The sequence below is a fragment of the Hwanghaeella sp. genome, from assembly GCF_965227365.1.
In the GTDB taxonomy this organism is placed as follows: Bacteria; Pseudomonadota; Alphaproteobacteria; order UBA8366; family Aestuariispiraceae; genus Hwanghaeella.
The window spans coordinates 132,079-153,612 of record NZ_OZ245754.1 but is presented as its reverse complement, the minus strand read 5'-3'; the positions used below and the strand labels follow the sequence as shown (position 1 = coordinate 153,612).

Annotated in this window: 18 protein-coding genes; 6 read left to right on the top strand and 12 right to left on the bottom strand. The window is 60.9% G+C overall.

Annotated features, from left to right (window positions below; all coding sequences use genetic code 11):
• Positions 1–35 precede the first annotated feature (35 nt).
• Both xseA and ACQK2G_RS00650 read left to right on the top strand, forming a co-directional pair.
• Positions 36–1,559 carry an exodeoxyribonuclease VII large subunit gene (xseA, locus tag ACQK2G_RS00655; protein ID WP_425403080.1) on the top strand — a complete coding sequence of 508 codons (1,524 nt, stop codon included), beginning with the start codon at positions 36–38 and terminating at the stop codon, positions 1,557–1,559.
• Positions 1,556–2,368, top strand: coding sequence for a M23 family metallopeptidase (locus ACQK2G_RS00650; protein ID WP_425403079.1), 813 nt, complete (start codon positions 1,556–1,558; stop codon positions 2,366–2,368). The genes xseA and ACQK2G_RS00650 overlap by 4 nt, the downstream gene beginning before the upstream one ends.
• 12 nt (positions 2,369–2,380) lie before the next feature.
• On the opposite strand, the gene ACQK2G_RS00645 is transcribed toward ACQK2G_RS00650, so the two are convergent.
• The 7 genes from ACQK2G_RS00645 to ACQK2G_RS00615 form a co-directional block, all read right to left on the bottom strand.
• Positions 2,381–3,286, bottom strand: a complete 906-nt coding sequence (locus ACQK2G_RS00645) for a lysophospholipid acyltransferase family protein (protein WP_425403078.1) — start codon at positions 3,284–3,286, stop codon at positions 2,381–2,383.
• On the bottom strand, positions 3,279–4,259 hold the full coding sequence (gene lpxK, locus ACQK2G_RS00640) for a tetraacyldisaccharide 4'-kinase (RefSeq protein WP_425403077.1): 981 nt from the start codon (positions 4,257–4,259) through the stop codon (positions 3,279–3,281). The genes ACQK2G_RS00645 and lpxK overlap by 8 nt, the downstream gene beginning before the upstream one ends.
• Positions 4,260–4,273: 14 nt before the next feature.
• Positions 4,274–5,551, bottom strand: coding sequence for a 3-deoxy-D-manno-octulosonic acid transferase (locus ACQK2G_RS00635; RefSeq protein WP_425403076.1), 1,278 nt, complete (start codon positions 5,549–5,551; stop codon positions 4,274–4,276).
• Positions 5,548–6,282 carry a lysophospholipid acyltransferase family protein gene (locus ACQK2G_RS00630; RefSeq protein WP_425403075.1) on the bottom strand — a complete coding sequence of 245 codons (735 nt, stop codon included), beginning with the start codon at positions 6,280–6,282 and terminating at the stop codon, positions 5,548–5,550. Before ACQK2G_RS00630 ends, ACQK2G_RS00635 begins: the two co-directional genes overlap by 4 nt.
• A 12-nt stretch (positions 6,283–6,294) precedes the next feature.
• A complete protein-coding gene (locus ACQK2G_RS00625) occupies positions 6,295–8,088 on the bottom strand; it encodes an ABC transporter ATP-binding protein (RefSeq protein ID WP_425403074.1) in 1,794 nt (597 codons plus the stop codon).
• Positions 8,089–8,229: 141 nt separating this feature from the next.
• Positions 8,230–9,285 carry a glycosyltransferase family 4 protein gene (locus ACQK2G_RS00620; protein WP_425403073.1) on the bottom strand — a complete coding sequence of 352 codons (1,056 nt, stop codon included), beginning with the start codon at positions 9,283–9,285 and terminating at the stop codon, positions 8,230–8,232.
• 112 nt (positions 9,286–9,397) lie between these two features.
• On the bottom strand, positions 9,398–10,237 hold the full coding sequence (locus tag ACQK2G_RS00615; protein WP_425403072.1) for a UDP-2,3-diacylglucosamine diphosphatase: 840 nt from the start codon (positions 10,235–10,237) through the stop codon (positions 9,398–9,400).
• 176 nt (positions 10,238–10,413) lie between these two features.
• On the opposite strand from ACQK2G_RS00615, the gene ACQK2G_RS00610 reads away from it, so the two are divergent.
• Both ACQK2G_RS00610 and ACQK2G_RS00605 read left to right on the top strand, forming a co-directional pair.
• Positions 10,414–11,358 carry a diacylglycerol/lipid kinase family protein gene (locus ACQK2G_RS00610; protein ID WP_425403071.1) on the top strand — a complete coding sequence of 315 codons (945 nt, stop codon included), beginning with the start codon at positions 10,414–10,416 and terminating at the stop codon, positions 11,356–11,358.
• A 154-nt stretch (positions 11,359–11,512) separates the two neighbouring features.
• Positions 11,513–12,004, top strand: a complete 492-nt coding sequence (locus ACQK2G_RS00605; RefSeq protein ID WP_425403070.1) for an RT0821/Lpp0805 family surface protein — start codon at positions 11,513–11,515, stop codon at positions 12,002–12,004.
• 468 nt (positions 12,005–12,472) lie between these two features.
• Here the strand turns inward: ACQK2G_RS00605 and ACQK2G_RS00600 are convergent, their stop codons facing one another.
• The 3 genes from ACQK2G_RS00600 to ACQK2G_RS00590 form a co-directional block, all read right to left on the bottom strand.
• Complete coding sequence (locus ACQK2G_RS00600) at positions 12,473–13,648, bottom strand: acetyl-CoA C-acetyltransferase (protein ID WP_425403069.1); 1,176 nt, start codon at positions 13,646–13,648, stop codon at positions 12,473–12,475.
• A gap of 193 nt (positions 13,649–13,841) precedes the next feature.
• Positions 13,842–14,960 carry an alpha/beta fold hydrolase gene (locus tag ACQK2G_RS00595; RefSeq protein ID WP_425403068.1) on the bottom strand — a complete coding sequence of 373 codons (1,119 nt, stop codon included), beginning with the start codon at positions 14,958–14,960 and terminating at the stop codon, positions 13,842–13,844.
• A gap of 49 nt (positions 14,961–15,009) precedes the next feature.
• Positions 15,010–15,372 (bottom strand): hypothetical protein, encoded by a 363-nt coding sequence (locus tag ACQK2G_RS00590; RefSeq protein WP_425403067.1) that lies wholly within the window; start codon positions 15,370–15,372, stop codon positions 15,010–15,012.
• Positions 15,373–15,626: 254 nt separating this feature from the next.
• Between ACQK2G_RS00590 and phaR the strand changes: the two genes are divergently transcribed.
• Positions 15,627–16,241 (top strand): polyhydroxyalkanoate synthesis repressor PhaR, encoded by a 615-nt coding sequence (gene phaR, locus ACQK2G_RS00585; RefSeq protein ID WP_425403066.1) that lies wholly within the window; start codon positions 15,627–15,629, stop codon positions 16,239–16,241.
• Positions 16,242–16,311: 70 nt separating this feature from the next.
• Here the strand turns inward: phaR and ACQK2G_RS00580 are convergent, their stop codons facing one another.
• Positions 16,312–18,069: a putative bifunctional diguanylate cyclase/phosphodiesterase gene (locus ACQK2G_RS00580; RefSeq protein ID WP_425403065.1), complete on the bottom strand. Its 1,758-nt coding sequence runs from the start codon at positions 18,067–18,069 to the stop codon at positions 16,312–16,314.
• Between the two features lie 512 nt (positions 18,070–18,581).
• On the opposite strand from ACQK2G_RS00580, the gene ACQK2G_RS00575 reads away from it, so the two are divergent.
• Positions 18,582–20,408 carry a methyl-accepting chemotaxis protein gene (locus ACQK2G_RS00575; protein WP_425403064.1) on the top strand — a complete coding sequence of 609 codons (1,827 nt, stop codon included), beginning with the start codon at positions 18,582–18,584 and terminating at the stop codon, positions 20,406–20,408.
• Between the two features lie 31 nt (positions 20,409–20,439).
• Here the strand turns inward: ACQK2G_RS00575 and ACQK2G_RS00570 are convergent, their stop codons facing one another.
• Entirely contained in the window at positions 20,440–21,504 is a 1,065-nt protein-coding gene (locus ACQK2G_RS00570; protein ID WP_425403063.1) for a COX15/CtaA family protein, read from the bottom strand.
• Positions 21,505–21,534 lie beyond the last annotated feature (30 nt).

Below are 21,534 nucleotides of genomic sequence, written 5' to 3'. Positions count from 1 at the left end.
GCCCGCAAAACAATGGACCCCGATCAGCAAATCCCATGAGCGAAAGCCAGCACAGATCAGCGGACCGGCCCGGCGATAATACGCCTGAATTCAGCGTTTCCGAAATTTCCGGCATTCTGAAACGCATGGTCGAGCAGAATTTCTCCCATGTCCGGGTGCGGGGAGAGATTTCAGGCTTCAAAAGGGCGGGATCCGGTCATCTCTACATGGCCCTGAAGGACGATCAGGCGGTGATTGACGGTGTGTGCTGGCGCGGCACCGCGCAGCGCCTGTCGGTCCAACCGGAAGACGGTCTGGAAGTCATCGTAACCGGCAATCTCACGACTTATCCCGGCCGCAGCAAATACCAGATCGTCATCGAGTCGATGGAGCATGCGGGTGAAGGCGCGCTGCTGAAATTGCTCGAGGAGCGGAAAAAGCGGCTTGAGGCGGAAGGCCTTTTCGACCCGGACCGCAAGAAACCGATTCCCTTTCTGCCGGACGTCATCGGCGTCGTCACGTCGCCGACCGGCGCGGTCATCCGGGATATCCTGCACCGTCTGCGCGACCGCTTTCCAAGCCGGGTTCTGCTCTGGCCCGTCCTGGTCCAGGGGGACGGGGCCGCGGAGCAGGTTGCCGCGGCCATCCGCGGCTTCAACCGTATCCAGCCCGGCGGCAAAGTGCCGCGGCCGGACGTCCTGATTGTCGCGCGCGGCGGCGGCAGCCTGGAGGATCTGTGGTCCTTCAATGAAGAAATCGTCGCCCGCGCCACGGCGGAGAGCGACATCCCGATCATTTCCGCCGTCGGCCATGAGACCGACGTCACCCTGATCGATTTCGTATCCGACCGGCGCGCCCCGACACCGACCGCGGCGGCGGAAATGGCGGTTCCCGTCCGGCGCGACCTGATGGCCAACCTGATGGATCTGGAGCGCCGCAAACTCGGATCCTGGACGCGTTTCACCGACCGCGCCGCGATCCGCCTGGACGGCCTCGCCCGCGGCCTGCCCGACCCGCGCTCACTGCTCGATACCGCGACCCAACGGTTGGATGACGTTTCCGAACGTCAGGCCTATGCCATGCGCAGCCTGTTGCGGCATGAAGCCCAGGCGCTTTCCGGCATAGCGGCCCGGTTGCGCAGCCCGAAACAGGTGCTGGAGGCACAAGCCGACCGCCTCGTTCAACTGACCGAACGATTGGCACGCGCCTCGAAGCGGCGCGTTTTGACGGAGCAAGACCGGTTCGCCCGAACCGAATTCGGCAGCCGTCTGGACAAGGCAATGGCACGGCGGCACAGGGAAAACGCGACCGCCTTGGATCAGTTGGGAAGGCGGTTGGAAAGCGTTTCCTACAAGAATGTCCTGAAGCGGGGCTTTGCCGTCGTTCACGGCCCCGATGGCGGTCTGATCGGCAGCGCCGGCGGGTTGGAAACCGGAACCGCGATCTCCATCGAATTCAGCGACGGCAAAGTCAACGCCACCGTCGACGGCAATGATGCGCCCAAGCGCAAGACGGCCGCAAAAGAGCAGAAGCCTGCGACGCAGAAGCCGGCGGAGCCGAAACAAGGAACGCTGCTATGAGGCTTTTTGCCTTTCTTTTCGCGGTGATGATGGTTGCGGTCTGCCCCGTGCAGGCGGGCCAGACGAGTCTGGATGGCGTGTTTTCCCAGGGCGGCATGGTGATCGGCAAAACCGAACCCGGGGCCAGGGTGCATTTCGAAGATCGGCGTCTTCGGGTTTCCCGGGACGGTGTTTTCATCTTCGGCTTCCACCGCGACGATCCACCCAACATGTCCCTGCACATCGCGTATCCGGACAATACGGAGGAGACCATCGCGCTGAAGGTCGAACAACGGCAATATGATATTCAGCGTATCGACGGACTGCCTCAGAAAAAGGTGTCGCCGCCACCGGACGTGATAGAGCGTATCCAGCGCGAGGCTGCCGCGGTCCGCAAGGCCCGTGCCCGCGATACGGATATCGAGGCTTTTCTGCTCGGGTTTCTTTGGCCTGCGGACGGCCCGATCACGGGTGTCTATGGCAGCCAACGTGTCTTGAACGGCGAACCGCGGCAGCCGCATTACGGCGTCGACGTTGCCGCCCCGACCGGGACACCGGTCGTCGCACCCGCCGCGGGTACGGTCTCCTTCGCCGAGCCGGACCTCTATTTCTCAGGCGGAACCTTGATGATCGATCACGGGCACGGTCTCGCCTCGGCCTTCCTCCACATGGAAAAAATCGAGGTAAAACTCGGAGACCGCATCGAACGGGGTCAACGTATCGGTACGATTGGCGCGACAGGCCGGGCGACCGGGGCCCATTTGGATTGGCGGGTAAACTGGTTCGAAAAACGCCTGGACCCGCAACTCCTCACGATCGTGCAGGAATAAGGCGTACTTCCCTCAATCAGGCCAGCGGCGATGGACCCAGAACCACTGTTCCGGCTTGTCCCTCACCCATTCCTCAATCATCGCATTCATGCGCGTCAACATGATGCGAACATCCTCCTTGCGGTTGCCTGTCTCCGGAATTTCCATGGGAGGATAAATCGTCAGCCGGAACCGCACATTCGGCAGCCGCTCGATCCGAACCGGTACCAGCGGACAGTTGAATCGCAACGCCAGTTCCGCGGGTGCTGACGGTGTCATCGCATCGCGGCCGAAAAACGGAATGGGCATGCCCTCGTTCAGCTTCTGGTCAACAAGCAGACCAAGCGGGTGCCCCGCTTTCAACGCGGCAATGATACGGCGCGCATTGGCGCCGCCCTTCGGAATCATCTCGCGGGAGAAGCGGCCCCTGATCTTTCGAAACAGATAATCCACGATGGGAATCGATGCCGTTCGATAAACATTGACCAGCGGCGCACCGCGATGCGCGGGAACAAGGCTGGCGATCTCCCAATTCCCCATATGCGCCGATACCGCGATGAAGGGGCGTCCATCGGCAATCACCTTGTTCATGATTTCCTCGCCGACGATCTCCACCCGGGATTTCGGGCCCATGGTCGGGATCAGATCGACCTGCCCCCACTCGCCGGCGCCACGTCCCAGATTGTCCCAAACGGCCCGGACGATCCGGTCTACCTCCGCCTGGGGCATATCCGGGTAGCACTGTTTCAGGTTTCGCCGGGCGACCTTGTCCGCCCGCAGGAACGGACCGACCACCCGGAAAACCCAGGACCCGAAGGCCGATGCCCAGGTTATCGGGATATACCGGCAAATCAGGTACAGCAGGCCGATGCCGAGGCCCTGCAACGGGTACAGCAGAACACGCCGGGTCAAGCGTGAAACCGGGCCGCGCTCAGCCATGGTTCATCACCCGGGCAATCAATTCTTCCGGCAGGTTCTTGTTTTCGAAATCCACGACAACGTCCAAAACGGCAACCTTCCGGGCTGCCTCCGCAGGCAGCCTTACGTGATCCTTTGCGGTGGTGACAAGCATTGCGCCCTTTGCCTCGGCCTCGGCAAAAAGACGGTCCAAGTCTTCTCGCGCATACATGAAATGGTCCGGAAACGCGTGTTCCGCAAGAACATCCATTCCGATCGACCGCAGCGTGGCAAAGAATTTCTGCGGCAAGCCGATCCCGGCAAAGGCAATGCATTGTGCACCCGCCACCAAGGAATCCGAGGGTTCGGGACGGAGACCGGCAAACGCCAAGGGTACCCGCCCATCCATTTCGTCCGCCACGCCCGCCAGGTCACGGCCCATCAACAGAACGAGACCCGCCCGCCGCAACGCCGACGGCAGCGCCTCCCGCAAGGGACCCGCCGGAATGGCACAACCGTTCCCGAACCCGAAACCACCATCCACCACGACGATGGACAAATCCTTGTACAGGGTCGGGTTTTGAAACCCGTCATCCAGCAGGATCAACCGGGCGCCATCCGCAATCGCTGCTTTCGCCCCGGCAACCCTGTCCTTGGCGACCCAGGTCGTGACCTCGCGTGCAATCAACAGCGGTTCATCCCCGACATCTTCGGCGCGATGACTGGCCAGATCGACCCGGACCGGTCCCTCCAGCCTGCCGCCATAGCCGCGGCTGACCACCGCGGCGCTGATGCCCTGCCTCTTGGCGGCGCGGGCGAGAGCGATGACAACCGGGGTCTTGCCCGTTCCCCCGGCGGTAACGTTCCCAACGCAAAGAACCGGTACGCCAAGATGCACGGGACGGGTGAACCGCGAGCGAAGAGCTGCACCGGTCCTATAAATCAGAGACAACGGCAGCAGCAGAGCGGCTTTCCAACCGCCTTTCCCTTTTTGCCAGAAATCGGGCGCCTTCATATTACGTCCCTTTTTCACCGGCCGTCCGACAGTCCCGGCAGTAAAGGACGGAGGCGAGCCGTGACCGCATCGACGATATCACGATTGCGGTCCGCGACCTTGCGCGCCGCATCCGATCGTTTGCCGCATTCCCGCTCGTCCGACAGCAGAAGAGACAAGGCCTCGGCCAGTTCGCCCGCATCCGCCACGACCTGGGCAGCGCCGGCCTCCTCCAGTTCCGCCGCGACGGTCGTGAAGTTACCGCGATCCGGCCCATAAAGAATGGCCGTATGTCGCTGCGCCGGCTCAATCGGGTTGTGACCGCCCAGCGTTCCCATTCCGCCGCCGACATAGGCGACGGGTGCAAGGGCGTAGAACAGACCGAGTTCCCCCAGCGTGTCGGCAAGGTAGATTTCGGTATCGCTGCCGATCCTGCGGTCGGCGGTCCGCCGCACGACCCCGTCCACACGGACCCTCAGCAAGGCCTCGATGTCATCCGCACGAGCCGGATGCCGGGGCACCAGGATTGTCAGCAGATCGGGGAAAGCAATCCGCAAGCGCTCATGCGCCTCCAGCACGATTTCTTCCTCACCCGGATGGGTACTCGCCGCCAGCCAGACGGGGCGCCCGCCTATGGCGGCATGCAGAGCCGCCAGCTCCGCCTCGTCGACAGGCAGGGGTGGAGCGGAGAATTTCAGATTTCCGACGCATTCCGCGCGGTCGATACCGAGTCGACGGAACGCGTCCGCGCCCTCCTCCGTCTGGCAGAGAACTACCGAGAAGGCGGACATCATCGACCGGAAGCTGTTCCGCGCCTTGGCCCATCGCCGATGCGACCGTGCGGACAGGCGCGCATTGACCAACGCCATGGGAATCCTGGCCTGATGCGTCCGCCGCACAAGGTTAGGCCATAGCTCGGATTCGATCCACAAGGCGACATCGGGGCGCCAATGATCGAGAAATCGACCGACCCAGCTCGGCACATCCACCGGGCAATACTGGTGGATCGCCCGCGCCGGCAGGCGCTTCGCCGCCATCGCGGCCGACGTAACAGTGCCGGTGGTCAGCAGGATCGAGGCGGCCGGGTTCTCATCCAGGATTTTTTCGATCAGAATAAGCGAGGACATTGTTTCGCCGACGCTGGCCGCGTGCAGCCAGATCAGTGCCCCGTCAGGGCGCGGTTGACCGGCATAGCCCATTCGCTCCCGGATTCGTTCAGGGTCTTCCTTCCCGGCCCGCATCCTCGACCGAAGGAAGGCGGGAAGAAAGGGAGCCGCCGCCTGGGAAACCCAACTGTAGATCGTGGCGATCATTCTTTGTCACGGCTGCCGCGCCGGAAGTCATCGAGCGCCGCCGGCTCAATCGGCTCATGCCCCATTTCGCGATCCGCCATCGACGTCAGCTCGATCATGCGGTTTTCCAGCAGCAGGCGCGCCGCCTCCACCTCTTCCGCTGTCGCCCCCGGCGGCATACGGACCGGTTCTCCCCACAGGAAAACGCCCCGGTTGAACGGCAGGGGAACGATCAATCGGTCCCAAGTATCCATGACGACACGGCGTTTGCAGGAATAGGCGACCGGAATGATAGCCACGTCTGCCATGCGGGCCATGGCGACAACACCTGATTTGACGCGCATGCGCGGCCCGCGCGGCCCGTCAGGCGTCATCCCGAACAGGCGGCCGTCCTTCAGCGAACGGACGATCAGGCGGATCGTCTTCATTTCGGTGCGTTTGGTCGATCCGAATACCGTATCGAATCCGAACCAGCCCATGGAATAGGCGACGAGCCTTCCGTCGCGATGATCCGAGGTGAAGATCGTGATCGGACGGTTCTTCCGGCGCCAGGCATAGGGCATCATGACGACACGGTTATGCCAGAGGGCGATGACGAATGCCTCACCGGTAGCGACAAGCGGGTCGAGGAACTCCGACTCCCGATGGTCCCATCTGGAGGTATGGTAGACGAGACGCAGATAGACGGAGATCAGCCAGCACAGAAACCGGCGGAGACCGTCCGATTGCAGGATTCTCTTACCGATACGCATGGCCGAACGATCCTAGACCGTCTCGTCCGCGGCAGCCTTGCCGCTGTCCGCGATGCCGTTCGGCACTTCATCCCCGGTCGCGCCGTCGGGCTGGTCGAACTGGATCTTGCTGAGCTGCGCGTAGAGCCCGCCCTTGGCAACCAGTTCCGCGTGGGTACCCACTTCCTGGATGCGGCCCTTGTCCAGAACATAAATCCGGTCCGCGTGCATCACCGTGGACAAGCGGTGGGCGATCACGATCGTCGTGCGCCCCTGCATCAAACGGCTCAAGGCTTCCTGAACGATCCGTTCGGATTCCGTATCCAGTGCCGATGTCGCCTCGTCCAGCAACAGGATGGGCGCATTCTTCAGCATGGCGCGCGCAATGGCGACCCGCTGTCGTTGACCGCCGGATAACCGCAATCCGTGTTCACCGACCAGGGTGTCGTAGCCGTCCGGCAAATCCGCGATGAAGTCATGCGCCGCCGCGTTGCGGGCCGCCTGTTCGATTTCCTCCTGCGACGCGTCCAGCCGTCCATAGGCGATATTCGCCCGGATCGTGTCGTTGAACAGCAGCGTTTCCTGCGTCACTAGGCCGATATTCGCGCGCAGCGACTCCAGCGTCACATCGCGCGACGACGTGCCGTCGATCAGGATTTCCCCGGCGGTGATGTCGTAGAACCGCGGCACCAGGTTCAGGATGGTCGATTTGCCGCCGCCGCTTCGTCCGACCAGGGCGATCGTCTCCCCGGCTTTCGCCTCCAGCTCGATATCCTGCAGAACGGGGACGTCGCCGTCATAGGTGAAATCGACATGGCGGAACGCGACTTCGCCGCGAACGCCCGACAACGCTGCCGCGCCGGGCTTGTTCACGATCGTCGGCCGATAGTCGATAACGGTGAAACAGCGCCGCGCCGCCGCCAGGCCTTCCTGCAGGGTCGCGTTCATGCTGGCCAGGCCGCGGGCCGGCTGATAGGCGGCCAGGACGGCCGCGAAGAATGACATGAAGGCCCCGACCGTCGTTTCTCCGGTTTGGATCTGGAATCCGCCCCAGACCAGGACCGCGGCCATGCAAACACCCACCAGGGTATCCAGGATCGGATAGCTGAACGCACGGGTTCGCGCCGATTTGAAGGCCAGTTGGAAAACGGTCTCGAAGGCACTGCCCGCGCGGTCTTCCTCGTAATCGTACATGTTGTAGGCCTTGACCTGGCGGGCGCCTTTCAACGCGTCGTCGATAACCGCGGTCATCTGACCCTGTTCGCCCAGGCTCTTGGTGGAGATCTTCCGCAACAGACGCCCGATCCGAACGATGGGAAAGACACAGAGCGGGAAGAAGACCAGGGCCGCCAGGGCCATCTGCCAGTTCTGATAGACCATCAGACCGGAGAGAACGACGACCTTCAGCACGTCCCGCCCGATCCCCGTCAGCGCCTTGATCACCACGTCGCGCAGCAAATACATGTCGGTAGTGAAACGCGACAACTGACGGCTGGTTCCAGATTCCTGCAAATAGGACAGATCCGCCCGCAGGATCGACGAGAACATCTGCTGCTGCATCTTCTGGACGACCCGCAGACCGATCCGCTGCATCAAGAGGGATTGCGCCATATTGGCAACGCCGGTCACGATGCCCGCGGTCACGAATCCGACCGGCACGACCCATACCCAGAAGGTATCGCGGGTGTTCAGCAATTCATCGAAAGCGGGTTTGACCAGATAGACCTGACCCGCGGTCGCGAAGGCGACCAGAACCATGAAGAAGATCGCCAGCGTCAGCAGTCCGAGATAGGAACTGACATACTCACGCCAAATGCGCCCCGTCAAAGAGCGCGTGGAATCTTCGGAACCTGCTCGAGCGGGATTATGCGCCAAGAAACCGACCAAATCTGCTATTAGTGCTATCGCGCGCCCCTATACCATGCGCCTCCCGGAGCGTCACGTCCGCAGCATCGGTCGGATTCGTGGTTACGGCGACAGTTTTTCAGCCGGACCGAGGGGAAACTTCTCAACCGGATGGAACGGGAACAGCCCCTCCAAAAACTGGCAGACCGCACGCTCCCAGGAAAAGCCCAACGCATAGTCCCGGCAGGCATCCCGGGACACCGCCAGCGCGCTTTGAGCGGCCTGCGCCAGATCCGTATCCAGGAAGCCCACCTTGCCATTGGCGACGACGTCGATCGGCCCGGTCACCGGCAGGGCCGCCACCGGCACGCCGCAGGCCAGCGCTTCGATCAGGACCAGGCCGAAAGTGTCCGTCCGGCTCGGAAAGACGAAAACGTCCGACGCCTGATAATGGCGCACCAATTCATCGCCCTCCTTGGCGCCGACGAAAACGACATCGGGGTGCTTCGTGCGCAGTTCCGACATCATCGGACCGTCGCCGACGACCAGTTTCGTTCCCGGCAGATCGAGGTCCAGGAACTGGCCGATATTCTTTTCCACCGCGACCCGTCCGACATAGGTGTAGATCGGCCGCGGCAGGCCCAAAAAATCGCGGTTCGCCTGGTTCCCTTCCGGTTTGAACAGATCGGTATCCACGCCGCGGCTCCAAATTCGGGTGTTCGAGAAACCGTGGTCGATCAAGGTTTGGCGCATCGAATCCGTCGGCACCATCACGGCCTGGGACGGGGCGTGAAACCGGCGCATCCAGGCATAGGTATATCGGGCCGGAAAGCCGCAGCGCGCTTCGACATATTCCGGGAACCGCGTATGGAAAGAGGAGGTGAACGGCGTATCGGTCTTCAGGCAGTACCGACGCGCGGCCGATCCCAAAGGCCCTTCGGTCGCGATGTGGATGGCATCCGGATCGAACTCGCGGATCATGCCCGCCAGACGGTACCACGCATCGATCGCGAGCCTGATTTCCGGATAGGTTGGACAGGGGATCGTATTGAAGCGATCGGGCCCGATCACATCCACCACATGTCCCATATCCGCGAGTTCGCGGGTGGTCCGCTGATAGGTGCGCACGACACCGTTTATTTGCGGCTGCCACGCATCAGAAATGATGAGTATTCGCATGGGTCTGTCGAACCAACTTTGTATTGTTAGGATTGTCTGCGAGGGGTGGCGGGCGGCCTCCACCGGTGTGTCATCGCCCTGAAAATTGTCCAAATCGGAATCCTGTGAGCCGTTATGACGCCCGCGCGGCCGCGGTCTTGGCGGATTCGGACGTGGGCGCGCGGCCCGTCACCGCATCCTGGTGCGACGTCACCACCGCAGTGGTTTCCGCCCAATGGATGATTTCAAGGCGCCCGTCCGTCTGCTCGACAAGCGCCGTGCAACTCTCGACCCAATCACCGTCGTTGCAGTACAGGATGCCGTCGATCTGGCGGATTTCGGGATGATGGATATGGCCGCAGATCACGCCGTCGGCCTTGCGCTTCTTGGCTTCATGCGCCACCGCCTCTTCGAAGCAGCTGATGAACTCCACCGCGTTCTTCACCTTGTGCTTCAGATAGGCGGACAAGGACCAATAAGGCAGGCCCAGCAGTTTGCGGGTCTTGTTGAAATGGTCGTTCATCCAGAGCAGCAGGTTGTAGGCCCAGTCGCCGAGCAGCGCGAGCCACTTGGCGTACCGCACGACGCCGTCGAACTGATCACCGTGAATGACCAGGAAGCGCCGTCCGTCGCCGGTTTCATGCTCAACCAGATCGCGGACCTTTACGCCGCCGACCATTAACCCCAGATAATCCCGCAATACCTCGTCGTGATTGCCGGGGACATAGATCACTTCCGTGCCCTGACGTGTCTTTCTGAGGATTTCCTGGATCACCGCCGTCTGCGTGTCGTTCCAGTACCATGACCGCTTCAACCGCCAGCCGTCGATAATATCGCCGACGAGGTACAGTTTTTCAGATTGCGTGTGCTTCAGGAAATCGAGCAAATACTCGGCCTTGCATCCCCGCGTTCCGAGATGCGTATCCGAAATCCAGATGGTGCGGTATTTGGAAACTCCACGAAGGCCATGCATCGTCCGCTGCCTCGATCAGTTGAATTTCAGGCAGTGGATACGGATACATTGTTACGGTAATAAGTAATTCGGCAGTCGTAACGAAGTGTTATTCCAACCTTAACAAATACGTCATTGTATTAACATTAGTGAAATCAAACGAAGAATAGAGCTTTGGATTCCTAAGAAATTCCATCATGGATACTGTCACCCCATTGGCGTCCGCCGAATCACTGCCTGCAATACAACCGCAAACCAGCGACCCGGCCATTCTCGTCATTCACAATCCCGTCGCCGGGTTCTGGCAGCGGAACAAGCTGCGCCTCTATCTGAAGGCGCTGCGGGATACCGGCCGCCGCGTCATCGTGCGGAAAACGGCCGGACCGGGCGATGCCACGTTCATCGCCGCTGAAGTCGACCCCCGACAGGTCGAAACCGTGGTTGCCGCCGGCGGTGACGGCACCATCCGCGAAGTCGCCGACGGGTTGGCCGGAAGCGGCGTCCGCCTGGCGGTTCTTCCGCTTGGTACGGCCAATGTGCTGGCATTGGAACTCGGCCTGGGCCTGAGCCCGCGGGCGGCGGCCCGGGCCACGGCGAACGCCCATGAAGGGACAGGATTCGCCGGCTTGGTCGACAATCGCCGCTTCCTGCTGATGGTCAGCGCCGGGATCGATGCCCGCGTGGTTTCCCGGACGTCCACGAAGCTGAAACGGTATATTGGGAAATCGGCCTATGCGGTCGCCGCGGTGCAGGAATTGTTGCGCCCGAAATGGGGCGGACCGATCACGGCCCTTGTCGACGGTGAGGAAATCTCCGGCGATCTGATTATCGTGACGCGGGCGCAGCGCTACGCCGGACCGTTCATCATTGCACCGAACGCGGATATCCGCGGGCGCCGTCTTTTCATCGTGGCGCCGCAGGGACGCGGCTTTTGGGCGATGATCCGTTACGCCGGCGCCCTGTTCACCAATCGCCTGGCGACTTTGCCCGACGTGATCGTCAGGGAGGCCCGGGAAGTGGTTCTGACCGGGCCGCAGGGCCATCCGATCCAGGTTGACGGCGACGCGATGGGTACATTACCGGTGACCATCCGATGCGATGAAGCGCCAATCACGCTGCTATGGCCCAAGGAAGGCGCCTGAACAGGTTCCAGGCGCCCTTTTTCGGCCCAGACCGCCGAATTGGCCGGCATTTTGCATAATTTTCGTCGACAAACGAAACCAAGGCTTTTAGGTGCTAGCAAGGGCGACGCGGATTGATGCAGAAGCGACGCAGCGCCCCAAAGGACGGTTTGAGATGAAACGGATTACCAGAACGCTTTTGGCGGCCGGCGCGGCCTGTGCCCTGCTTCAGGGATGCACCGGTATTGGCACGATCAGCCGGGAAGACAAGCTGGCGCATGGCGCCATTGCCGGCGCGATCGTTGGCGGAGCACTGGGTTATGAAGTCATCGGCAGCGGATCCGGACAATTGGTCGGTCTCGTGGTCGGTGCCGCGGTTGGGTCCGGCGCGGGTTACGTCCTGGCGGATCGGTTGACCCAGCTCGACCTGCGCACCATGAACAAATCGACGTATGAGGGCCTGACCGAGCGTCCGACGGGCGAAACGGTCGCCTGGAACAATCCGGACAGCGGCAATAGCGGCGAGATCACGCCGCTGCGGACATTCCTGTCCAATGACGGCAAACTGTGCCGTGACTACCGCCGCACCGTGAATGTCGCCGGTGAAGTTCAGCATACGACGCATACGGCTTGCCGCAACGGTCGCGGCGACTGGCTGCACGTCTAAAGACCTCTTCTCCCCCACCTGGAATTTGCCCAACCGGCACGAAAGGTTCCGGTATCGGAACGCGATTGCCTGTCGATCCGCCCCCGATTGCACAGAAAAAAAGGCCGCGTTCGAAAACGCGGCCCAAGTTCAGGGAGGAAACGCCCAATCAGAACGCGATTTGAGTAAACTCAATTCCGCGTTGCAGCATGCCTAGGCGAAGCATGTTGCGATGCACAATATGGCAGCAAGCCAAATCGAACACAAGTGATTTTGGTCACATAAATCGTATTTTTTGCGCTTGCGAGACGAAAAAATTTCTGCGGCGCACAATCAGGAAAACACTGAGAAATATAAAGTTTTCGCAAGATGCGTAAAAAGGGAAGGAAATTGCCCCGTCCATCCCCGATTTTTCAGGAATGCGCGGTAATATACTAGTATTGCTGAAATCAGGCGGGTTTCGGCGCCGCCAAGGCGGCGCCGATTGACTCAATCCCGCTGCAGGCACATGGCAATACCCATGCCGCCGCCGATGCAAAGCGTGGCGAGACCTTTTTTGGCGTCGCGCTTCTGCATTTCGTGAAGCAGGGTCACCAGCACACGCGCGCCGGACGCCCCGATCGGATGGCCGAGCGCGATCGCGCCGCCATTTACATTGACAATTTCCGGGTTCCAACCGAGGTCCTTGTTGACGGCAAGGGCCTGGGCCGCGAAAGCCTCATTGGCCTCCACCAGATCGAGATCATCGACAGACCAGCCCGCCTTCTCCAGCGCCATGCGGGAAGAAGGAATCGGTCCGGTCCCCATGATCGACGGGTCGACCCCCGCCGTCGCCCAGGACACGACCCGCGCCAGCGGCGTGGACCCGCGTTTTTCGGCTTCCTCGGCGGACATCATGACCACGGCGGCCGCGCCGTCGTTAATTCCGGAAGCGTTACCGGCCGTGACCGTGCCGTCCTTGGCGAAGGCCGGGCGCAATTTCGCCAGCGTTTCGGCAGTGGTGCCGTGTTTGGGATGTTCGTCGCTATCGACAACGATTTCGCCCTTGCGGGTCTTGATCGTCACCGGAACGATTTCGTCCTTGAAGCGCCCGTCCTTCTGGGCTTTTTCGGCCTTCTGCTGAGACCAGGCGGCGAATTCGTCCTGCTGTTCGCGGGTCAGCTGCCACTGGTTGGCGACGTTTTCCGCGGTATTACCCATGTGATAGCCGTTGAAGGCGCACCACAGCCCGTCCTTGATCATGGTATCGACAAAGCCGAGATCGCCCATTTTCTGACCGCTGCGCAGATAGGCGGCATGCGGCGCCTGGCTCATGCTTTCCTGGCCGCCGGCGATGACGATCTTGCTGTCGCCGGTCTTGATCGCCTGGCTACCCAGGGCGACCGTCCGCAGTCCGGAACCGCAGAGCTGGTTGATCTGATAAGCAGTTTTCTCGACCGGGATACCGGCCTCGACGGCTGCCTGACGGGCCGGATTCTGCCCCTGCGCGGCGATCAGGATCTGCCCCAGGATCGCCTCATCGACATCGTCGGGCGCGACGCCGGACCGTGCCAAAGCTTCCTTGATGGCAACGGACCCCAGATAAGACGCGGGAACCGAACTCAGCCCCCCGTTGAAAGCACCAACCGGCGTCCTTGCCGCACCGGTAATTACGACCTCGGTCATATCTTTTCCCTCCTCGCTGAACCCGTCGCGGCGCACGATTTGCCGCGGTGGATATCTACGCGCTGCGCATTTTGCAGCGCACCATTAGCAGCGACTATATCGCCCCTATACAAGTGCCACAACAATGGCCGCTTTATCGAACGATAAGGATTTTGTGACGCAGAGTCGCTAAATCGAACGAAAGCACCGGAGTCTAAGCGTCCAGGAAGCGGACCACGCGATCCCAAAGCTCGACCGCCCTGCGCCCGGACATCATGCCGATATGCCCAAGCGCCGGGCGCAGCAGGCGAACATCCTCCAGCAACTCGGTTACGGCCAGGGCACTTTCCGGCGGAACGATCCGATCCGACTTCGGTATGACCACCAGGGTTTCGCCGTGATAATCCGCCGGGTTCACCGTTTGTCCGCCAACCTGCCAGTTCAGGGCGGACGTCCTGTTCTCGGCGTACCACCCGCCCAATGTTTCGCGCGCGACAGCCGCGGTCAGCGAGACGCCGTCGTTCAGCCAGTCTTCCAATGCGACGAACTGACGGGCCTTGCCGGATGCGGGATCAAGCCGCGCGAAATATTGAAACTTCCGGAATGCGTTCAACGGATCGATGGCGGCGAACATGGCCTGGACACAATCGACGGGAAGCCGGCCGAATAATGAAAGAACCGGCTCGCACGCATTGACCAGCATCTGGGAGGCATTCGGACCGGGCGCCTTGCTGGAATGAAAGTCCCACGGCATCGCCATCAGAATCAACTTGCCGATGCGGTCTTGACGCTGGATCGCCAAGGGAAGCGCCAGCAAGCCCCCCATGCAGTATCCAACCATGGAGACCTGGACATCCGGCCCGTGCTCTTCCTCGACGGCAGCGAGCATCTCGCTCAACCGGTTCACGTAGTCGGTCAGGCCGAAATCGGTTTCCTCCGTCCCTGGCTCCCCCCAATCGACGAGATAGGGAACCATTCCCTTATCGGCGAGGGTTCGGCAAAAGCTGCCGCGGCTGTTGAGGTCGAGGATATAGGACTTGTTCACCAGCGACGGCACGATCAGTACCGGCTTCCCCGTTTCCGGCGGCGCGAAGCGATGAAGGCTGGTGGATCCCCGGCGCCAGATCGCGGGTGGATCGCTCAGATCCCGCCGATAATCGTGATGGTGATAAGCCAGGATGCCGTCCAGCATACGGCCCAGTTGGCCTCGAAACTCTTCATCTATCGACGCGACGAGATCCGCCATCTCGCTTTGCGCGGTGATCGCCTGCATGGCCGGCCATTTCGATTCCGGAAAGGCGGACGCCAGGGCGAATGGCCCCGAAGCCATCATAGAAGACAGCGCCTCAGCCCAATCGGCCCCGTCGCCGTAGCCGATTCCCTTATTCCTGTTTTTTCCGGCCGGCGCGTTCGAGCTGTTCCACCCGCCTTTCAAGATCGGCAATGCGCCCAAGGAGCTGGCGTACATCATCATCGGCGCCGCCAGATGCAGCGGGAGCGGCCGCGGGCCCAGCCTCGTGGGTGCCGGTGTCGGCGGTCCGTCCAGTGGCGCCATGCCCTTCTCCCTCGCCCTGCCCCATTGGCGATTGTTGCCCGAATGTCTGCCCCATGACCGATTGCCATCCCGCCATCATTCTGGCCATCGCATCCGCGACAGCCGGATCGCCTGCAGCCCCGGAAATCTGCTCCTGCCACAGTTCCAGATAGCGCCGGGCGAGTTCGTGATGATCAGGTGGTTCCGTCATATTTCGATACTCGCACTCGTCAAGGACGATAACAACGACGCGCTGCAACTTTCCCCATTTTCGCCATTGCTTGGCGAACTAGCATAGTTCTGCTATGGCTTTGAGAAGATTACTTCGCAGGTGCGATAGACAAAGACGTCGCAGTGCACAAGCCCCGACCCGGCTTTGTCACTGAGATCGCAGCGAATTTAGCGAAAGCTAAAGCCCTGAATGGACGGGCGCCCAACTTTTATGGGGTACGGTGAGGGTAGGATATGTCTGATGAAGTATCCGGCGCCAAAGCGCCGATAAAGATCAAGAAATACGCCAACCGGCGGCTCTATAACACCGCGACGAGCAGTTATGTCACCTTGGACCATCTGTGTCAGATGGTGAAGGACGGTGTAGATTTCGCCGTGTTCGATGCGAAATCGGGCGAAGACATCACCCGCTCCGTTCTGACGCAGATCATCGTGGAAGAGGAGGCGAAGGGTCAGAACCTTCTGCCGATCGGTTTTCTGCGCCAGTTGATCAGTTTCTACGGCGACAACATGCAGCAGATGCTGCTGCCGAAATATCTCGACTTTTCCATGAAATCCTTCTCGGAAAATCAGGAAAAGATGCGCCACTATATGGAAGACACTTTCGGCTCCGTCTTTCCGTTCGGCCAGTTCGAGGAAATGAGCAAACAGAACCTGGCTATGTTCGAACGGACGATGCAGCTCTTCTCTCCGCGCGGCGAGGGCGAGAACGGGGCGGAGAACGCGCAGCCGGGCACGTCCAGCGGAGGCGGCGACGCCGCCAAAGCGGCATCGGATATCGAAGCCTTGCAGAAGCAGATCGATGCGATGCAGCAGCAGCTCAAGAAAATCGGTGAGAAGTCTTCCTGACCGCAGGGCCGATCAGGCCATCGGCGAATAGATTCGAGCAGCCGGCTCCCTCAATACGGGCCGGCTGCAATCATGTTCGCCACGGCGGATCCACATCGGGCCTGCCGAAAAACCAACCTTGCAGGAAATTTGCGCCCTCGTCGCAGAGCACGCGAACCTCGTCCTCCGTCTCGACGCATTCCGCAACGGTTTTCAACCCAAACCCATCCGCCAACCCCAGCAGGGTTCTCACGAAGAGCTGGTTATCCATGTTGGTATGAACGTCTTTGACGAAGGCGCCGTCGATTTTCACAACATCGACGGTCAGGGCCTTCATGTGCCGGAAACTGGTATAGCCGGAACCGAAATCGTCCAGGGCGACCTTGCACCCCAATGCACGGACCGCGGAAACAAACCTGGCGGACACTTCGAAATCCTCCAGCGCGGCCGTCTCCGTGATTTCCACGATCAGCCTTTCCGCCATACTGGGCTTGCTGGTTATCCGGCTCACCAGGGTGCGAAGCCAGGATTGGTCGGTAACCGTCAGACTGGAAATGTTCAGGGCCAAGATTACGTCCGGATACCGGCCCAGATCGTCGAGGGCCATTTCCAGGGCACGATGGTCCAGGAACCGCATGATACCCAGCTTTTCCGCGACCGGGACGAAAGCACCTGCGGAGACGATGTCACCGGACGGATCTTTCATCCGAAGCAGTGTTTCGTAGTAGGAAACTTCCTTGGATAGGCTGTCGACGACCGGCTGATAGGCGAAGATGATCCGGTCGTCTTCAAGCGCCTGCATGATCCGCTCACCCATATCCAGGTTCTCGCGGCGCACGCGGCGCTGTTCTTCGGACAGTTCATAGGAGACGAAGCAGTTCCGGCCTTTCGTCTTGGCCGCCTGCATCGCACTTTCCGCCGCGGTCATCGCCTCTTGCGCGGTTTGGATTAGGCCGGGAAAAACGGTTCCGCCGATCGAAACCGTGACATGGATATTGCCGTTCGGCGTTTCGATGGGGCTCGCTCGCAGGGCTTCCAGAATCTTCTCGGACGTCGTGACCATGCCCGCTTCGTCACATTGGCCGAGGACGACGCCGAACCGATCGCCGCCGAGGCGCCCGATCTGATCCGTCACGCGCAGTGCGCGCTCGATGCGGTGGCCGACACCGACAATCAATGCATCCGCGATCTTGTGCCCATAGGCCTCGTTGACCATGGACAGCTTGTCGATTCCGATGGCCAGGTAACCGCCGGGCACATTGTAGCGCTTGTTGTAGGAAAACGCGTTCTGCAGCGCTTCGTGCAGACGTGTCTTGTTCAGATGCCCGGTCAGGTCATCATAGCTCGCCCGGCGCTCGAGCAAGGTTTCCTGCTGCTTCCGGCGGTTGATCGGGCGCAGTATACCGGCCAGGCGAACGGGAATGCCGTGTTCGTCGAGGTCCGCACGCCCTTTGTCATGCACCCAGACAAATTCGCCGTCCTCGCGACGCAACCGGTATTCGCAGTCGAATGCCTCCCCAGCCTGAAGGTGCCTGCTCAGGCTCTGCAAGCGTTTGGACAGGTCTTCGACATTTATGCATTCGTTGAAGGCTTCGCCGTCGCGAATGGAGTCCGACCGCGTCGGACCGAATACGGGGAAGGTATCGCCGATCCATTGGATGGAATCGTCGACCAAGTCCCAGACATATCCGATATCCCCGGAAGATGCCAAAGCGGCGCGCAGCAGATTCACGTCACGGACGGCCTGCGGACGGTCGCCACCGTTGTGGCGCCGAACCCGCGCGTCGGAAAAAACATCTGTCCTGATGACCGAACCGCCAGGGTGCTGAGTAGTGGTATTGCTACTCATTGGCGTCCTTGGCTCGGCCTCTGTCCACGATCATCGGGACTTCCCCCAAATGAGACGGCACGCAACGCACTTCCATGGAACCACAGAATAGTCCGCTGATATACGTCTAAACGCGCCTTCACCTTTCCAATCCGTTCCAGGGTCATCCCGAAAGTACCGCCCGGTGTATGATGATCGTCACACTTCGAGCCGAATTTTTCCCTAGGTTTCCCCTACTACCGCCAATTTTGACGTGAAATCGTAAACAACCGGTGAATCACATTTGAAAATGTTTGGGTCTCCCCACAAGATAAGCGTGACAAGGGAAGGTAAAACGATGTCTGCACAAATAATTAACATAACACTAATACAGTAAAAAATAATACTTGTGGCAGTAACGGCTGAAATCGGACAGAGATCCAAACAGCCTGAAACAAATAAAAAAATTGCGCTGCTGACACGCGGAGGCTCGGCAAAGCGCTGTGCGTTTTCCTTCCCAAACAGGAGAAAATTACGCTGGGATGGATGTAAAGATGTTCGGATTCATGAATGCCGATCGCGGTAAGGGGGGAAAAGTCGAAGGGGGGACGGTTGTTGGCGCAGGGAATTCGGCAGGCTGCGCCCCGACAGGGGGCAATGCACCGGCATCCTCGGAAAACACGGATTCTGACGTCAACGCGCTGACGAAAGCGCGGCAGGACGCATATTGGCAAAGACGCGAATTATTGACTTTGGCGGATGCCTTGGCCGGCGAGATGGAAGGTACCGTCCAACAGGTCAAGGCCGGCGGCGACAAAGCCAACGAGGTTTCCAGCGACATGCGGGAAGCGATCCGGCAGGTTCACGGACTCGTGGAGGCGCTGGAACGGGACGCGGAGGTCACCGTGGCCGATGCCGACAAGGTCTCCTCCATGGCCGATACCATGAACCAGTCGGCGGAGATGATTTCCTCCAAGGTGTCCCAGGCATTGGCTCAGACCCATGCCGCCGTGGCGAAAGTCGATGAAGCCTCGAAAGTCGTCGGCCGGATGGCACAAGCGTCGGACCGGATCGGCGATATCGTGAAACTGATCCAGGACATCGCCAACCAGACCAACCTGCTGGCCCTGAACGCTACGATCGAGGCCGCCCGCGCCGGTGAAGCGGGACGCGGTTTCGCGGTCGTCGCCAATGAAGTGAAGGGGCTCGCCGGCCAGACGGCTGACGCCACCAAGGAAATCGCCGATCAGATCGCCGAGATTCAGAATGTTACGGAAGCCGCGGTTTCAGCCATTTCCGGGATCGGCGAAGCGATCAACGGCGTGGCCGGCAATTCCGAACAAGTGGAACAGGCGATCGCCGAACAGCATGACTCGATAACGAGTATCGGCCGTACCGCGAACGAGACCGTGTCTGTTGTCAGCCATCTTGCGGAAAGCGTCAGCCAAGTCGCCGGCCAGGCCTCTATCGCGGAAAGGCTCAGCGAAACGCAACAGACGACCACGGCGGAGATGGCGCAGCATATCGCGGCGCTCGGGGAACGTTTGCGCGTCGCCATCGCGGCCACCCGGGAAGGCCACAAGGACAACGAGATCGACATTCCTTTCTCGCTGACCGGCACGATCGAGGTGAATGGCGCACCCGCCCCCTGCGGCGTCTATGATCTGACATTGGAAAGCGCAATCGTCCATTGCGACCGGATTGCCGATCTGCAGGGCTCGTCGGTCGCCATCGAAATCCCGGCGGTCGCGGCCCTACGCGGGCGGTTGGCCGGATTGGAGGGCGGCGGACACCGGTTCCTGATCGATCGAAGCGCGCAGTCGGACCGGTTGATTGCCCAGTTTGCTGAACGAAGCATCGCCCCGGACCAGCCGGTCATCGCGATCGCCACGGAAGCGGCCCGGAAGGTACAGGCGATTTTCCAGAGCGCCGTGGACAGCGGAACGATGTCGGAAGACGACTTCTTCGACGAGGATTACAAACCGGTCGACGGCAGCAATCCAATCCAACATCTGACCCGCTTCACCGCATTCACCGACAAGGAACTGCCTGCCATCCAGGAACCCGCCATGGAAAGCCATGACGCGATCATCTTCTGCGCGGCGGTGGACCGGAACGGCTATCTGCCGACCCATAACCTGAAATACTGCCACCCGCAGCGGCCTGACGACCCGGTCTGGAATGCGGCCAACTGCCGGAACCACAGGATATTCGGGGACCGCACGGGGCTGGCCGCCGGGCGCAACACGGATCCCTACCTGGTCCAGTCCTACCTGCGCGATATGGGCGGCGGGAACTATGTACTGATGAAGGACCTGTCCGTGCCGATCTACATCAACGGCAAGCATTGGGGCGGTTTCCGCGTCGGCTACAATTTGTAACCGCCGGGTCCGGGGGAGCGGCGCGGAACCGCTATCGGGCGCCGCGCAATTCCTTCATCACCCAGATGGACAGGCAGAAGCTAGTCGCCGCGCCGGCCTGGTGCAGTACGGCCAGCGGCAGCGGCACCATCAGGATCAGCGTCGAAATACCCAGGCCGACCTGAACCCAGACCATGGCGGCCAGGCAATTGATCGAAAGCCGGGCGCGCGGGGCCAGATCGGCCCGACGGGAAAAGACCCAGGTCAACATCACCACGGCCAGCGTCAGATAGGCCATGATCCGGTGATCGAACTGCACCGTGCCTTCATTCTCGAACATGTTGAGCCACCCGGGCGTCAGGGCGGCGATGTCCTCGGGAATGAAGTTTCCACCCATCAACGGCCAATCGTTGTAGAGCAGGCCGGCGTTAAGCCCAGCGACCAGCGCGCCGCTGATCACCGTGAAGAAGATCACCGCATGACACCAGGCGCCGAGCCGTCTTACGCCCCGCGGGGCGGCCGCCTGGTCCCGCGGCACCGGCCAAAGCAGCCCCAGGGTCAGCCAAAGCAGATAGGCCAGGATCAGAAAGGCCATGCCCAGATGCACCGCCAGACGGTACTGGCTGACATCCGAACGGTCGACAAAACCGCTTTTCACCATCCACCAGCCGATCACCCCCTGAAGTCCGCCCAGAATCAGCAGGATCGCGAGATGCTTGGTATAACCGACGGGAATTCGACGCGTCGCCAGGAAGAAAAAGAACGGCAGGGCAAAGACCAGGCCGATGGCGCGGCCCCAAAGCCGGTGGATGAATTCCCACCAGAAGATCGATTTGAACTCGTCCAGCGACATGCCGGCATTGTCGATCCGATATTCGGAAGTCTGCCGATAGAGGTCGAAGACGCGCTGCCATTCGGCCTCGCTCAACGGCGGTAGCGCCCCGATCAGCGGGCGCCATTCCACCATGCTGAGCCCGGATTCGGTCAGCCGGGTGATCGCCCCGATCAACATCATCGCGAAAACCATCATGCAGCAGGCGAGCAGCCAGAGGCCGACCGCCCGGGCGGAAGAGAATGGGGCGCGGTCCGCGCCTGCGTTGGAAAATGCCGTCGTCATGGCGCGCAGATTATCCGGTGCGATCCAGCC